Raw genomic sequence first — 15,127 nt, 5'->3', positions numbered from 1 at the left:
GACGGAGCGCCCGTGCCCCTGCTCAGCCCCTCCCCCACACCGGTCCCTCCTGCCCCACCGAAGGCCGTCGGCTGGCTCACCGTGCTGCGCCTGCCCTATTGCGGCCGATCCCTCTCCGGTACCCTCGTCGGCCGCCTCCCGCTCGGCATGGCACCGGTCGCCCTGCTCCTGGCCGTGGAAGCCGAGGACGGAAGCCTCGCCTACGGCGCAGCGCTCGCCGCGGCGTTCGGCCTCGCGGTCGCCGCCGGACAACCCCTGCTGGGCCGGTTCGTCGACCGCGCCGGCCAGACCGTCCCCCTCGTCGTCGGCGCGGTCATATCCGCGCTCGCCCTCGCGTCCATCGCGGTTGTCGGGACCGGCGAACCACACCTGGCGCTGACCGCGGCCCTCCTCGCCGGCCTGGCCGCGCCGCCGCTGGAGGCGGCACTGCGCTCGCTGTGGGTCCAACTCGTGCCCACGCCCTCACACCTGCGTGCCGCGTACGCGCTGGACTCCGGCTCCCAGGAACTGGTGTACGTCGCCGGCCCGCTGCTGGCCACCTGCATCACCGCGTGGGCCGGCCCCACAGTCGCGCTCGCCGCCACCGCGGCACTCGGCCTCACCGGCGCCCTCACCGTCGCGGCCGGCGCACCCTCGCGTGCCTGGCGACCGCGACCGGACAGTCGCGGCGGCCTGCTCGGCGCCCTACGGCCACCGACCCTGCGTCTGCTGCTTCTGGCCCTCGCCGCCGTCGGCGCCTCGCTCGGCGCGCTCCACGTCGCGGCCCTGGCCACCGCCGACCGCTACGACGCCTCCTGGCTCGCCGGCGCCATGCCCGCCGCCCTGTCCATCGGCGCCCTCATCGGCAGCGCCATCTACACCCTCCGCCCCTGGCACGCCTGCCTGGGGGCACAACTCATCCTCACCGGCGCAGGATTCACCCTCACCTGGTTGCCGCTGTGCCTTGACCCACCACCGCTGATCGGTCTCGCGTTGGTCCTCCTGCCCGGCCTGTTCTTCGGACCGCTGCTGACCGCGGCGTACCTCGCCATCGGCGCGGTCGCCCGCCCCGGCATGGTCACCGAGTCCTACAGCTGGCTCGTCTCCGCCTTCGGCGTCGGCACGGCAGCGGGAACAGCGCTGGCGGGCCCCTGGGGCGGCTCGTGGATCGTCCCCGCCGTCACCGCAGCCATCGCACTCGGGCTGCTCCACCTCGTCCGCCACCGCCTTACGCACCGGACATAGATCCTCCCCTCTGGTCCGTGCCCGTCCCATCGCCGGATCCCGTGCCGGTCGAACAGCTGCGGGCGCAGCCGTGCTCGTGTCCGACGAACGGAGGAGTTTCGGCAGGTCACCGCGCCGGCTGGAGGAGGACACATGCCGGACTTCGGGCATCCCCTCAAACGACCTGCGGGTGGGGGGGCACGCATGCCCCAGGGAAGTGCCAGGATCAAGTCAGCACCGGGACCAACCCCCTTGGGCCGGTGCGAGTGGAGGCGCCGGTGCGGCGGACGGCTTAAACCCCCCGTCAGCTGATACCGCCAGCCGGTGGCCTCCCCCTTGCGGCGTGACACGGTGAGTCCACCGGTCGCGGCGCGCCGCCGACCGCGAGTGCTCCGCGGCGGCCACGGCGGTGGTCGGGCATCGAAGCGGACGATGCCCGACCACCCGCCCCTCGCTTCCGGATCGGGATCGGTCCGTCACAGGCGCGGCCCGTTTGGGGTGCGGGTTGGAGATCGCACGCGTAGCCCTGCTGGAACGGCTGCGGCGAGCCGGCGAACACGTGCCCGTGACTCCGCCCACCGCTGAAGCGGCGGGTTTCCCGCGTCGGTGGCTGTGCACCGTCGCAGAGGACCAGCCCGGCCCTGCTGAGCACGTTGAGCGCGCCTGCGTGGTCGGCGTTCGCGATGGGTCTCTTTCACGTCGTCGGCCGGGCTTCCTCGGGACACTCGACTCGGGCGCGTCGACGCCGGGCACTGCGGCACGTGAGCCCTGGCAGCGGGCGGCCGACACCGCCTCCCGCTCCACCGCGCTGTGCATCACCCCCATCGACGGCCGCGCAGGCTCGGCGTGCGGGGCGGTCCTGAACCGGGACATCAACGCGGCGCTCAACGTCGCCAGAGCGGCTGAACCGGCCTGTCGTAGCGCAGGTAGTGCACCGACGGTACCCGTGCCCGCGCAGCGCAGCGGGAATCCACCCCGGCACGCAGCCTTCAGCGCGATAGGCGGGAACGTCCTCCTTCGGGGAGAGAGGATGTCAATTGACCTCCAGGATGTCCGCCGGGGTGAGCCGGCTCAACGACACGCAGAATCTGCGGTGTGTCAGTTCCCGCCATCCTTGGACAGCTTTCGCGATGATGGCAGCGGTTTTCAACGCCTCGCGGAGGAGACGGATCCTGGGATCTCCTGGGGTCACGGGCTCGGGATGGCCGCTGTGTGTGCGCATCGCCTCGTCCCATTCCCTGAACTTGGCCAATGAGCTCTCACCGGCGGTGAGCATTTCAGGTACACCTTGGATGATCAGGTCGGCGTTCGCCTTCCGCACGAGGGAAAAGAAGTCGCTGATCACCCAGAAGGCGTCCGAGGTGGGATACTCGGCGTTGTCTTCGGAGTTGACGTCGACGACGAGTCGGGCCAGGCTGCGAACCTCCTTCGCCTCGTTGAAACGTAGAAGTGGCCTGGAGATCGGGCTGCCTCGGTCGTGCCAGTACCAAGACGTGAAGACGGGGTACCAAACCCCCTCGACACATTCGGATATGTTCACCGGACAGTCTTCGAGGGTGATGCGGGGGAACTCCTTGAAAGCGGCGGCCGCCCTGGCCGGCCAGTCGGGCTGATACATGCGGGAGATCGACCTCCAGACGCCGGGGATCGAGGCCACGTCCCGCGGGTCGAACCACGGCCGCCCGCTCCTGATCTCGGTCATCGCGGTGTCGAGATTCCGCGCCTTCTCCGCGAACTCCTTGGAACTCGTGAGTGTCATGGCCTGCATCGGGACGGTCAGACTCTGGAGTTCGTCGAGTGCGTGCTCCCAGCCACCTGGCTGGCGGGTCATGCCATGCAACTCGTCAACTTTGTCATAGGCGTAGTTCGTGAACTGGTTCGCCCCCGAACCGTATTCATCCCTCATCACCGGTGGGGTGTTTCGCAGAAGGTCACTCGCACGGCCGCGACAGCAGACGAGGTGCACCCTCTTTCCCGCCACTCGTGGATCCGCCAGGAGACCGACGCAGCCGTGAAGCGGTGGCCGGCACGTGTGGGGCGCCGCGCACAGCCTGATCCCGTTGTACAGTCCGAACTGGCCTATGAAGTGAATATCCTGCCCCGAATCCCACAGCACTTGGTAGACGTTGTTCATCTCAGTGGTCGAGAATTCGCCGAGTCGGTGATTGGGCACCAGCGACCCGGGAGGGTACTCGCATCTTTCCTCGAAGTCCCCCCACGCGTCCACCTCCCCGCACGCGGACAGCTCGGCCAGCGCGTTCGGCATGTTGTTCGCGAACCCGCTCTTCACGTAGTAGACAAGGGTTGTCCCATCCGGCACGAAGACCTCCTCCGTACCGGGCATTTCACCGTGTCCGATGATCCAGGATTCCAAGACGCTCTCCCGATGTGGCTTCGACATGCCTCAACCGCACTGTCACGGAAATCCTCGGTCGAGATCAGGGTCTTTCGGGAAGGATTTGAGACCTTTTTCCGTGCCTCTCCTCCGCCGGAACGGTCACGGAGACGGACACCAAGCCGGCTATCGACAGCAGTTGCCGGCGCATGCCCGACCAGTGGCTTGCCGAGGTCGATGTCCACGACGAGCACAGCCGCCGCGTCCGAGGGACTTCGCACTGTTGGCTCACACCCTGGGCACCCGGTTGATCAACCGCGATGTCCCGCAGAGGGGTCGTACGCGTCCCGCTCGACCACGGATGAACCAGCAGGTGCTCGGCAACCTCGACCAGGCCATCATCGCTCTGGACGCCGACGAGCCTCCCGGTGACACGGAGGTGGCCGATGCGGGCTGACGACTCCCGCCACATTGTCACCGCGGCCCACAGCCGGCACGAGTATGCCCGGGCCAAGGCGATCCAGGCCCTACGCGAGTTCGACGCCGCAGGCACAGTCGTCATCTTCGACATCGTGGCCCGCGCGGCCGGCGTCTCGCGGACCTGGCTCTGCACCAGGCCTGGCCTGCGGGCCGACCGGCAGCCGACCATCGGCGCTTCGCTGCTGCGGCGGCTGCGGGCAGCCGCCAACGGACACAACCTCCGACTTACCGAGGGGCACCGGCAGCTTTGAGACCGGCTCGCACGCCCGTTCCCACGGCCCGCCACCAGGGTCGCGGTCGGGCAACGATCGGCCCATGCCGAGCCGACCTCGGCAGGCTTCGGCGGATGCCTCTCGGACGGCGTCCTCACCGCATCGTCCCAGGTCGACGAAGTGCAGCGACGCGGAGTTCAAGACAACGCTCGGGACGAGCACCGGCATCCGTGCCATCGCGTCCACCGGCGAGAGCGAGGCGGCGCCGCCACGTGCGCCGGCACTTCATGGCAGTCGACAACCTGCGGGCTGCGGTGACCGGTGGGGCAGGACACGGCCTGCGCCTCTCCGACGCAAGAGCACATCGTCGACTGACCTGTGTCGGCCGGCTTCCTAAGGCCGCCTCGCAGATGATCTACGGCATGCTGGTTGACCAGCTCGTTTCCCTGTTACCCGGCGAGGGTGAGGTTGCGCAGGCGGGCGATGCCGAGCATGGCGTGGTGGACGCCGTTGCCTTCAGGCGTCAGTCGCGGAGGATCTTCCAGCTCTTCATGCGGGCGAAGACGTGCTCGACGCGGGCGCGGACCTTGCGGTGGGAGGTGTTGTATTCCTCTTTCCAGGCTGGGAGTTCGGTCTGGCCGCGTTCGGGGCGGTGCGGGATGACCAGGCCGGTGCCCCGGTAGCCGCCGTCCGCGATCACCGTGGTCTTGCCCACGGCGCCCTTCGCGCCGACAGCTTCCACGCCTTGCAGTCGTTGCGGTTGCCGGGCACCGGCCGGGCCGACAGCGACCACGAGGCGGGTGTCGGCGTCGATGACGACCCGGTGGTTGGTGGAGTACCGATAGTTCTTCGACTGCTCGGCGACCTGGTGGTCGCGGGTGGGGACCAGGGTGCCGTCGACGATCAGCACGGTGTCCTTGCGGAACGGGGCTGGAGCGCAGGGGAAGGGCGAGGTGGTCGATGATGCGGTCGGCGGCCGACTTCGACACCCCGAAGAGTGGGGCCAGTTGGCGCAGGGCAGGTTCGTGCGCCAGTACGCGGCGACCTGCAGGACCCGGTCCTCCAGCGGCAGGCTCCAGGGCCGGCCCTTGCGCACCGGGTCCGCCCCTTCGCGCCGCAGCGCGGTGACCAGCTTGCCGAACTGCCGCGGGCTCAGCCCGGTGAACGGCGCTATCCAGGACGGCTCCGACGCCGTGATCACACCAGCCACACCAAGATCACCTCACCCGCGGCCAGCAGTTACGGGACAGCCCTCAGCTCGTGATATACGTCTTAACGTGACGCCTGGCTTCATCTGCGGTGAATCCATAATTCTGGAGCTCGTCAGTTATGTCATCTGCGTCGAAGTCGCTCCGGAGGAAGAGTATCCAGCGTCGCGCAAACTCCTCCGTCGGCCTGGCGTCCCACACCCTTCCCCTGGAGTGGTCGAATTGACCGACCAGGTGGCACATTGGCCCGCTCAAGGAAGACAAGAGGGATCCGGCCTCGGGCACTCCTCCAAAAGAAAACCCCTCGGCTGCCGGATTGAAATCTTCAGACCAAAATACATTGCCCTTCATCGCCCAGGATCCAACCTTGCCGATTCGATCGGCACTCGGGGCGTTGTACCAGCTATCGTGAGGCGCTCCAGCGAGGCTTGCACCGTTGGCGTCTAGCACGAGACCATTCCGGACCTCCCATGCTTCCCAGTAGTGGCTGTTGTGCTCGTACTCAACTGCCACATCCGCGGTGCCGTAGGTTTCAGTCCGCCATATTTCCTGGAGTATGTAGCCGCTCATATCCGGCTCACACACCCATTGAAAGGATCGATTGAATCCCCCGAAGTCATCGGATTCGTCAGACATTTCCATAACCTGCACACTTGCCATCATGACTCCTGGATGATCGATGGTGTTCGAGGGATAATTGGTCAGCTGTGGGCGCTGACTCACGACGGAGGAGGGGAAGAGGAGCGGGCAGGCTTTGTCGCCCTGCTCGACTGCGCGAAGGGCCCCTTGGGTCAAGGCAATGGAACGTTTGGCTGTACGGGGATCTGGCGATCAGTGCGGAAGGGTCGGCGGTGAGGCGAGCGACCCGTCCGCCCGGCACCTCGCTGCGGCGCAGCGGGGGTGGGCATGGGGCGCCCGACGGTTCGCAAAGGGTGGTGCCCGTTGTGAAGGAGGGTGTGAGCGGAGTGCGTGTCGCTCATCTCCAGGCGGCTTGGATCTCGGCGGCGGCGTTGGGGTCGGTGGCTCCCAGGGCGTCCAGCATGGCCGTGGCCCGGTCGGTGTGAGGCAGGGCTTGCAGCAGGCGGACGGCGGCGACGGCTTTGGTGGTCGCCAGGAGGTTGAACAGGGCGGTGAGATCCCTCTGCGGCAGGGCGGCCACGAGTTCCGCCAGAACACCGTCGACCAGGTACATGACGATCTGGGCGGGGTCGTGGGGATGAGTGGCGGCGAGCGCGGCCAGCGTGGCCGCCGCTCGGTCGGTGTGATGGGCGCGGTGCAGGGCGCTGAGCAGGCGGGCGGCTGAGGCGGGCCTGTTGGCTGTCATCAGGGAGATGGACAGGGTGATGAGTTGTCCCTGCGGCAGGGCGGTCACGATCCCCGCCACTGCGGCGTCGGTCAGGTAGTCGACGATCTGGGCGGGGGCGTGGGGATGAGTGGCGGCGAGCGCGGCCAGCGTGGCCGCCGCTCGGTCGGCGCCGCCGACGCGGTGCGCGGTGTTCAGCAGGAGGCGGACTGCGGCGACGTCGTTGGTGGCGAGCAGGGCGGCGCACAGGGTGGTGAGATCCTGCTGCGGCAGGGCAGCCACGATCCCCATCAAGGCGGCGCCGGTCAGGTGAGCAAGGATCTGGGCGGGGGCGTGGGGATGAGTGGCGGCGAGGACGGCCAGCGTGGCCGCCGCTCGGTCGGTGTGATGGGCGCGGTGCAGGGCGCTGAGCAGGCGGGCGGCGGTATCGGTCTGGGTGGCGGCCAGGGCGGTGACAGCGGTGGCGACCGCTGCGGGGGCGAGGTTGGTCAGCTCGTCGTGTACGAGGGTGAACAGGTTGAGGTCATGGGTGGCCAGGGCTGCCAGCGCTTTACCAGTGTTGGCCGGTGGGCCGACGACCAGAATGGCTGCGACCGTGCCGGCGACCTGGGTGCCGTGTTCGGCCAGCCACACGCACAGCCGCACCGCGAGGGGGGCCTGGATGGCCAGCAGGTGGGTGAGGATCTCGGTGGCGCGGGCGGCGTCACTGCGGTGCAGGGCGGCCAGCAGTGTTCCCGGGGCGTCCAGTGTTCCGGCGTCGTCCTCATCGCCGGCCGCGTCGGCGGCGGCCGCCACCCCCGCGTAGAGGGTCCCGGCGGTCGCGAGGGGCAGGGCGGTCAGGACCTCGGCCAGCAGCTGGATGGTCCCGTTCTCGCCGTGGGAGGCCAGACGTCGGACCGCGTCGATCAATTCTCGCGGGCGGGCCTGCAGGGCGGCGGTCAGCAGGGCGGCAGGTGGCAGGGCAGGAAGGGCCCGCTGCCCCCGTAGGAGCAGGTCGAGCATGTCCTCCGCGTCGGCGGGGTCGTGGGCAGCTATGGCGGCCAGTGCCAAGGCCGCGGCGTGGACGTCGCCGGCCTCGTCGAGGAGTCGCAGCAGCTGCAGTCGGTGTCCGTAGCCGCCGTTGAGGGCCTTGCCGAAGGCGGCCAGCGGGTCGGGGCCGCCCTGCCTGGTGGCGGTCGTCGTGGTGAAGGTGTCGGGGGCATCGCCGTGGTCGGGGTCCTGGGCGGTCATCGCGGTGAACACCCGTACGGCGGTGGCCTGGTCCGGCCAGGTAACGGCGGCGAACACGGTCGCGGCGTCGCCGGCGGAGACCTCCTCGCCGGGGATGAGCAGGGCCGTGACATCGTCGATACGCCCTTGGTCCAGGAGGGCGCCGGCCACGTGGGCCGCGGTGACCGGGTGGGTATGCATGGCGGCCAGCAGGATCCTGGTGGCCTGCCGCTCGGTGATCTCCTTGTCGGCTTCGGTGAGCTCCAGCGCCTGGAGCGCGTGGACGGCCTGCCCGGCGGGCAGGGCCGCCACTACCGCCGTGGCCACGAAAGTGTCCAGGAGGCACAGTACTTCGGCCGCCGGGGTCCCGTCGGCGATCGCCGCCGTGAGCACGGGGACCATGACCTCGGGGTCCCGTGTCACCGCCGCTCTCACGGCCTGTGCCGCGGTGATCGGGGCGACCCCGTACAGCCCGACCAGCAGCCCGGCGGCGGCCGGTTGTCCGCCCTGTCCGGCGGCTATCCGGGCCAGCACCCGCCCGGCCGTCGCACCGGGTGTTGCGGCGAGGTGGCCGCCCAACCAGCGGGCCCACGCGTCGTGCGTCTGCCCGGTCAACCACGCCGCCAGCACCTTGGTTACCGCGTCGAGGTCCCAGCACACTGCCGCGGCCACTGCCTGGTCGGCGCCGGGCCAGTTGACGTAGTCCGGCAGCACCGCCAACGCCCCGCCCGGGTGGGCCGCGGCCATCTGGGCGAGCACCCACCCGGCTGTGGCCGGGGCCATCCCGGCCAGCACGGTGACCACTGGCTCCGGGTCGGCCTGGGCGAGAGCCCCCAACCACGGGGCCGTCCCCCTGGCCGCAGCCGCCGGCCTCCCCAACGCAGGTGCTTGTGTCACCGCCAGCTCGAAGACGGTCCGGCCCACCTCCGGATAGGGCACCAGCTCCCTGATCACCTCGGCCACCTGGTCGGGACTCGCCAACGGCCTGCCCACCCCGGGGTGTGTCAGCCCCCACAGTCCCGCCCACACGTCGATCGGGTCGCCCCCCGCGAGCTGCGCCGCGAACCCGGCTGGATCATTCAGCGCCTCCGGGTCCTTCACCACGAGTTCGAACACCGGGGTATTACCAGACCAGTCCATCACGATCTCAAATCGCTTCCGTTCGCCCCGTCGCTTTTCATCGCCCGATGCAATCACTTCGCCCGGTGGGCCGAGCGCGAGAGGAGAGGGCGTGCGTTCAGGACTTGGGCCAGCCCTTTGGGAAGTCCCGGGAGGGCTTGTCGGGAACGGGCCCGTCGACCGGCCCGCCGATGAACGTGATTCACCCCGGTGGCCCACCATGTCGGTGAGCGGAAAATCGCTACCGGAGGGACGTTGCCCCATGCCCAGAAGTTCCCGGGGCGGTGGCGATCGGACGACGTTCCCTCGGTCACCGGATCAGTCGACGGACGGCACCGCCCCGCCGGCACCAGAGCGATGCCGGCGGGCATCGGACCGCCCAGGCCCGGCACGGCGACCGCAGGAGCGAGGGAGACCGCCGGCGCGTACCCGGACCGCGCCTGCAAGGCGCAGGGACAGGACGCGGCAGGAACGCGGTGGACCAGAACACCCAAGACCGTTCGGGGCGTTCGGCTAAGTTGGCCGGGGACGGATTCGCTGGCGACGGTGAAGCCGAGCATCGCCGACTACGGCACGCCCTCCTGATCGTGCCCATCCTCCTCGTCCTCGGCGTCATCCCCGGCTTCTCAGCGCACTCAGGCCCATCGGACCAGGTCGCGGTCCGTGACCTGTCCTGCGCGTGGAAATGCTCCGATGGCCTCGCCTTGGCGCTGGTTCTAGCGTCGGAGCATGAACGCTCCCTCCGGCGACCCGAAGGACACGGCTCCCGGCCTGTCCGCGGGGCTGGTCGCGCTGGCTTGGCTGACGCAGTTCCTGGTGGGCACCGATCTCTTCGTCGTGGCACCACTGCTGCCTCATATCGCCGCGTCGTTCGGGGTCTCCGCGGCCGGCGCCGGTTTGCTGGTCACGGCCTTCTCGATCGCGTACGTGGTGGCTTCGCCCGTCGCCGGCTGGGTCTGCGACCGTTGGGACCGCGCCACGGTCCTGGTGGTGGCGCTGGTGCTGTTCTCCGTGGCCAATGTCGGCACTGCTCTGGCGCCGGGTTTCGGTGTGCTGCTGGCGGCCCGTGTGGTGGCTGGTGTCGCGGCCGCTGCGACCGGCCCCACTGTGTACGCCCTGGTCAGTACCCGGGCGCGGCCGCGGGCGCGGGCGCAGGTGCTGGCCGTGGTGGGTTCGGGTTTGCTGACCGCTTTGTGGGTGGGGGCGCCGGCCGGGTCGCTGCTGGGGCGGTATGTGGGCTGGCAGGCCGCGTTCGTCATCCTGGCCGCGGGCACGTTGCTGCTGGCCCTCCCCCACGCGTTCGTCTGGCGTGCCCGTCCGGTCCCGGTGTCCGCCGCCGGGCCGGGGGCGGCGGGGCGGGCCGGGCGGCCCGGAATGGGCGTGGTGGTGTCCGCGGTCGCGGTGACGGGCCTGTGGGCCTTCTCCGTGTACAGCCTGTACACCTTCCTGGCTGTCGCGCTGCATGCCGACGGCAGGGTCACGGTCGTGCCGTGGCTGCTGGTCGTCTACGGTGTCGGCGCTGTCGTCGGCGGGCAGGTGGGCGGCCGGTTGGCGGACCGGGTCGACGCTGTGCGTGTCACCAGAGCGGCCTTGGCGCTGACGGCGGTGGTGGAAGTCGTGGTGGCTCTGGTGTTCCCGGTCACCTGGGCGCTGTCCTGCGCGCTGGGGCTGTTCGCGCTGGCCGCTTATGCGTTCTTCCCCGCCCAGCAGCGTCATCTGGTCGACATGTTTCCCGAGCGGGCGAGCGCCGTGCTGTCGTGGAACAACAGCGCGCTGTTCGTGGGTCTGTCCGTCGCCGGCGCGGTCGGTGGAGGGATCACGCAGGCTGTGGGCTATCCGGCGTTGTTGTACATCGCGGCTGCCGTGGCGGTACTGGCGTGCCTCGTCGCTCGCGGCCGGCCGGGATGGGCCCGGAGACGGGAGGAGCGGGCCTGACGGGCGCCCGCTTCCGGTACGGGCTGCTCGGTTGGATTCCGGGCGCCCTCGCGAGGTGGAGTGCTGTGGCGAGCCGCGGTGGTCCGTGTAGATAGCCGGTCGTGGCGGCCGGTCCGGGTCCGGTTTGTTGGGGAGTGGGGGCGGGCACAGCCGCGGTGTGGTCGACGCCGAGGTCGCCGGCGACAATGTGGCCGGCGGGGCGGACGTCGCCGTCTGCCGGCTCGACCCGCCGAGATCGCTTCGACCGCTTCCGTCGCGAACCGGGCTCGGGCGGGCAGCAGGCGGGGCCCACCGTGATGTGGCCGTTGAGGTCCTCGCCGGACGCAGGCTGCACGGAAAGGCGTGCGTCCCCCTTCGCCCCCATATCCACGCGTCGGACGACTCCGCCCTGCCCCGGGCACCGAACGGACGAGCCCCTTTCACCGCCGACCGCCCGAGCGGGCACCCCGGTCGTCGCGGGGTACGGCGGTCGTGCCCTTTTGGTCGCCGCGCGCATGCTGTCCCTAAGCATCGCTTAGGGATGCGCGTCTTAGCGTGCTGGGCATGATGGCATCTCGCGTGCGAGGTAAGTGATGGTGTACACCGGCGGTATCTGGTCGGGCACGGACGAGTGCGCGCTGGCGACGTTCGTCGATCAGGCCGCCCAAGGGGCGTACGAGCCCGGTCTGGGTCACCTGCAGGCGTTCCTGGACAACTGGTTCGGGCCAGGCAGGCACGACGCACTGGACTGGCTGTCACGGGCCGGCGCCCACTCCCAGCTGGGCTACGGCACCCCGGCTGCCCACACGCGACCGGAGGACTGGCTGGTCCACATATGCCGGCCCGGATGGTCTGACGTCGATGAAGAGGCGCTGGTGGAGTTCGTTCACCAGACGGCCCAAGGGGTCTACGCCCCCAGTCTCGATCACTTGTGGGCGTTTTTGGACGACTGGTTCGGGCCAGGCAGGCACGACGCACTGGACTGGCTGTCACGGGCCGGCGCCCACTCCCAGCTGGCCCACGACACTTCGGCTGCCCACACGCGACCGGAGGACTGGCTGGTCCACATATGCCATACCTGGGCGTCGGCGCAGGTCTCGGTTACCCGGGAAGCCTCCTCTCCGCCGGGGATGACGGCTGCCGAGGACTGGCGGGCCGTTTGAGGATGTCGGACCGTGCCGGGTTCGACGAGGACGGTGTGGGGTGAGCGTTGGGTTTCGTGTTCCGCTGGTGGTGGACGGCCCCGTATACGCCGGATGGTGGCGCCGTCGCGGGCGAGGGGCCGGGCGCGTCCTGGGGCTCGACGCGCCGGTTCCCGGCTCGTCCCCTGCTCTGATCGGCTCCCGGGGCCGGGGACGGGCGTGTGCGGGTCGGTGTCTCGTCGTTCGTTGCGCGCCGCGTGGTTGTCGGGGGAATCCCGCTCCCCCGCGCACCGGCCGGTCGGGGGATGCGACGGGGGGTTGCCGCGTCATTACCGTGAAGCCGTCGCCTGACGATGCCCGTTCAGGCGGACCGCGGCCCGACCGCTCACCGGCATGGTGGCCGACCCACGGGGCTACCGGGCGGAGAAGCCGTGCGCGCCCTTTGCACACGGAAGGAGATACCACCGTTGTCGACCTACACGAGGCGAGCCGAGCTGACGCCCGAACAGCTCCGTCGCGTCCGGCAGGACGCCAAGCGTCGCAGGGTCCTTCTCAGCCTGGGGGCTCCTTCGCGCACGAACAGCATCGACGAGGTCCAGCGCCATGTACGGCAACTGTATTTCGACCGTGGGATACCGGTGTCGGCCATGGCACGGCAGAGTGGTGTGAACCGTGACACCATCATGCATCTCATCCGCGGGTTCCGGGTTGTTCAGGGGGAGCGGGTTCCCGTCACCGGTCTTCTGCGTTCCACTCTCGACAAACTGTGGACCATAACGCCTGATGGGGCATCGGTGGACGGGCGCCGTCGGCCGTCTCACGGCACGCGTCGCCGTCTTCAGGCCTTGTGCGCGCTGGGTTTCGACTGCACCTGGCAGGCGGCCCGCCTGAATGTCTGCCCCAGCAACCTCAACGCCCTCGTACTGGGTACCCGGGGCCGTCAGTTCGTCCTGGCCGCCACGGCAGAGGCGGCCGCCGCGCTGTACGACAAGTACCAGCACGTGGACCCGCGAGACGTCGGTCGGGGCGAGCGGCAGATCAAGGCAGCCAAGACCCGCGCCGCGCAGCACAGCTTCGCGCCCCCCTGGTGCTGGGACGAGGACACTATCGACGACCCGAACGCGATCCCCGAGTGGACCGGGGCCTGCGGCACCGCCCGGGGATACGCCATTCACATGCGTGACCGGATCCCGTTGTGCCAGGCCTGCCGCGAGATACGACGGAAGAAGGACGGTGAGGCGTCGGTCCTGGACCCGGACAAGCTGGCGTCCGCCATGGCCGGCAGCGGCATCGGCATCGCCGATCTCGCTGTCAGCCTGGGATGCAGCAAGCAAGCGATCTACGCGTGGCGGTCGGGCGACTACGTGCCCCGTTCCCAAAGCATCGATCGTGTGGCGCGGGCACTGGGGGTGCGTCCCGCCGACCTGCTCAGGGATCGGGCCCAGTCCCGGGGTGAGCTCTGAGATCCGTAGCTCACCGCCGACACGTGGCCGGCCCGCTGCTGACGGACGCGCGCGGTCCGGCGGCCGACGTCGTGCGCGTCCCTTCGGCAGGGGCCAGGACCGGGTGATCGCAGGCCCGGGCCGGTCGGCCGAGTCCCCTATGGCTGCCGCTCTCGCGTCACACCGGGATCAAGAACCGGGGGTGCCTGGCCGCGATGGCGACAGTCGCGTCCACCGCCCTGTGCCCGGCCGGGCCGCGTCGTGTCCCCGTGTGCGGGGCGCGGATGGACGGGTCAGATCTCGGCCGGGTACGGGGGGAGTTCGATGGCCACGGACGTGACGCTGTGGGTCGAGGTGATGGTCATCGTGCCGCGTGCCGCTTCCACCCTGATCCGCAGGGACGCCAGACCGATGTGCCCTTGGCCGACTTTGCGGCGGGCCTCGTCGACGGCGATGCCGCGCCCGTCGTCGGTGACCTCCAGGTGCCACGCCCGTCCGCGTTCCTGAAGCGTCACGTGGAAGGACGTGGCCTCGGCGTGGGTGACGACGTTGTTGAGCAGTTCCCGGGCCGCGTTGAAGACCAAGGTCTCCCGGGGGTCGCGGGCCTGCGCTCGCGCGAGGGTGATGGAGCACTCTCCCCGTAGGCCGGAGCGGGTGATCGTGCTCTCGACGAGCGTGTTCAGGCTCTGCCGGATTCCGTTGGCCTCCAGCACCACCGGGTGCAGTTCGGCCGTCAGGTCCCGCAGTTGGCGTGAGATGTCCAGCAGCCGCCGGCGGGCGATGCGGACCACTTCCGGGTCGGCGGACCGTTCGGCCGCCCTCAGCTGCAGGCGGACGGCCAGGACGGACTGGAGGGGACCGTCGTGGAGGACCTCCGCCAGGGCGGCGCGTTCCCGTTCCTCGGTCGTCATCACCTCGGCCAACAGCCGTGCCCGCTCACGGGTGAGTTCGGTGATCCGGGCCGCTCGCTCCTGCTGCTGGCGGGCCACGACCAGACAGGCGACGCAAGTGAGGACGAGGAACGCGAGGACCACCATGGCGTTCTCGTCGACGGTGCGTACACGCAGACGCGCGTCCACGGCCAGCAGCAGGCAATACGCGACAACGGACAGGCCGGCGACCATCGCCGTGTGGCGTACCGGCACTTGGAACGCCGCGAACATGGGGATGAGGAAGACAGCCAGCGCCAGCGCCGGTGATCCGTCCGAGAAGATTTGCAGCAGTGCCACGGCGGTGATGTCGGCGCACAGGACGAACACGGCGAGGGTGGTGTGGAGTCGGCAGCCGGAGATACCTCTCCAGAGGAACGATGCGGCGATGGCCAGGATGCCGTAGCAGGTCAGTACCGCCGCCTCGGCCCCCGAGATGTGGCTCGCGCCGATGGGGTCGAACACGGTTGCCACGGTCAGGATGCCGACGAAGCCGAGTCTGAGGTATCCGCCGATGCGGTGGACTTCGGCTCGGTGGGCGTGCAGCACGTCGTCGAGGTTGGAGTCCGTTACCTCGCGGCGCAGGCCGGGCAGGACGGCAACGCGCCCGCCCGGCTTCACCGCCACATCC

The 15,127-nt window shown here is 69.8% G+C and carries 10 protein-coding genes; 5 read left to right on the top strand and 5 right to left on the bottom strand.

The window, feature by feature from the left end; all coding sequences use genetic code 11:
* The first annotated feature begins 12 nt into the window (after positions 1-12).
* On the top strand, positions 13-1,224 hold the full coding sequence (locus ACIQMR_RS33530; protein WP_401395460.1) for an MFS transporter: 1,212 nt from the start codon (positions 13-15) through the stop codon (positions 1,222-1,224).
* A gap of 1,012 nt (positions 1,225-2,236) precedes the next feature.
* Here ACIQMR_RS33530 and ACIQMR_RS33525 read toward each other — a convergent pair.
* A complete protein-coding gene (locus ACIQMR_RS33525; protein ID WP_401395457.1) occupies positions 2,237-3,577 on the bottom strand; it encodes a putative adhesin in 1,341 nt (446 codons plus the stop codon).
* 407 nt (positions 3,578-3,984) lie between these two features.
* On the opposite strand from ACIQMR_RS33525, the gene ACIQMR_RS33520 reads away from it, so the two are divergent.
* Entirely contained in the window at positions 3,985-4,269 is a 285-nt protein-coding gene (locus tag ACIQMR_RS33520; protein WP_401395454.1) for a hypothetical protein, read from the top strand.
* A gap of 484 nt (positions 4,270-4,753) precedes the next feature.
* On the opposite strand, the gene ACIQMR_RS33515 is transcribed toward ACIQMR_RS33520, so the two are convergent.
* The 3 genes from ACIQMR_RS33515 to ACIQMR_RS33505 form a co-directional block, all read right to left on the bottom strand.
* Entirely contained in the window at positions 4,754-5,440 is a 687-nt protein-coding gene (locus tag ACIQMR_RS33515) for a transposase (protein WP_401395451.1), read from the bottom strand.
* A gap of 43 nt (positions 5,441-5,483) precedes the next feature.
* The gene (locus ACIQMR_RS33510; protein WP_401395448.1) at positions 5,484-6,074 is read right to left on the bottom strand and encodes a hypothetical protein; all 591 of its coding nucleotides are present in this window, start codon (positions 6,072-6,074) and stop codon (positions 5,484-5,486) included.
* Positions 6,075-6,414: 340 nt separating this feature from the next.
* Positions 6,415-9,066, bottom strand: coding sequence for a hypothetical protein (locus ACIQMR_RS33505; protein ID WP_401395445.1), 2,652 nt, complete (start codon positions 9,064-9,066; stop codon positions 6,415-6,417).
* A gap of 732 nt (positions 9,067-9,798) precedes the next feature.
* Between ACIQMR_RS33505 and ACIQMR_RS33500 the strand changes: the two genes are divergently transcribed.
* From ACIQMR_RS33500 to ACIQMR_RS33490, 3 genes are all read left to right on the top strand, one after another.
* Positions 9,799-11,004 (top strand): MFS transporter, encoded by a 1,206-nt coding sequence (locus tag ACIQMR_RS33500; protein WP_401395442.1) that lies wholly within the window; start codon positions 9,799-9,801, stop codon positions 11,002-11,004.
* 572 nt (positions 11,005-11,576) lie between these two features.
* Positions 11,577-12,146 carry a hypothetical protein gene (locus ACIQMR_RS33495; RefSeq protein ID WP_401395439.1) on the top strand — a complete coding sequence of 190 codons (570 nt, stop codon included), beginning with the start codon at positions 11,577-11,579 and terminating at the stop codon, positions 12,144-12,146.
* A 446-nt stretch (positions 12,147-12,592) separates the two neighbouring features.
* Positions 12,593-13,588 (top strand): helix-turn-helix domain-containing protein, encoded by a 996-nt coding sequence (locus tag ACIQMR_RS33490; RefSeq protein WP_401395436.1) that lies wholly within the window; start codon positions 12,593-12,595, stop codon positions 13,586-13,588.
* 272 nt (positions 13,589-13,860) lie between these two features.
* Here the strand turns inward: ACIQMR_RS33490 and ACIQMR_RS33485 are convergent, their stop codons facing one another.
* A complete protein-coding gene (locus ACIQMR_RS33485; RefSeq protein WP_401395434.1) occupies positions 13,861-15,123 on the bottom strand; it encodes an ATP-binding protein in 1,263 nt (420 codons plus the stop codon).
* Positions 15,124-15,127 lie beyond the last annotated feature (4 nt).

This window comes from Streptomyces sp. NPDC091376, from assembly GCF_044757085.1.
Taxonomy (GTDB): domain Bacteria; phylum Actinomycetota; class Actinomycetes; order Streptomycetales; family Streptomycetaceae; genus Streptomyces; species Streptomyces pratisoli.
The sequence above is the reverse complement of the archived record's forward strand: the minus strand, read 5'-3'. Positions and strand labels throughout refer to the sequence as shown.

Bases quoted from the DNA above. Each gene is read 5' to 3' on its own strand.
- ACIQMR_RS33520 (WP_401395454.1), top strand. From the start codon at position 3,985: ATGCGGGCTGACGACTCCCGCCACATTGTCACCGCGGCCCACAGCCGG.
- ACIQMR_RS33510 (WP_401395448.1), bottom strand. From the start codon at position 6,074: ATGTCTGACGAATCCGATGACTTCGGGGGATTCAATCGATCCTTTCAA.
- ACIQMR_RS33495 (WP_401395439.1), top strand. From the start codon at position 11,577: ATGGTGTACACCGGCGGTATCTGGTCGGGCACGGACGAGTGCGCGCTG.
- ACIQMR_RS33500 (WP_401395442.1), top strand. From the start codon at position 9,799: ATGAACGCTCCCTCCGGCGACCCGAAGGACACGGCTCCCGGCCTGTCC.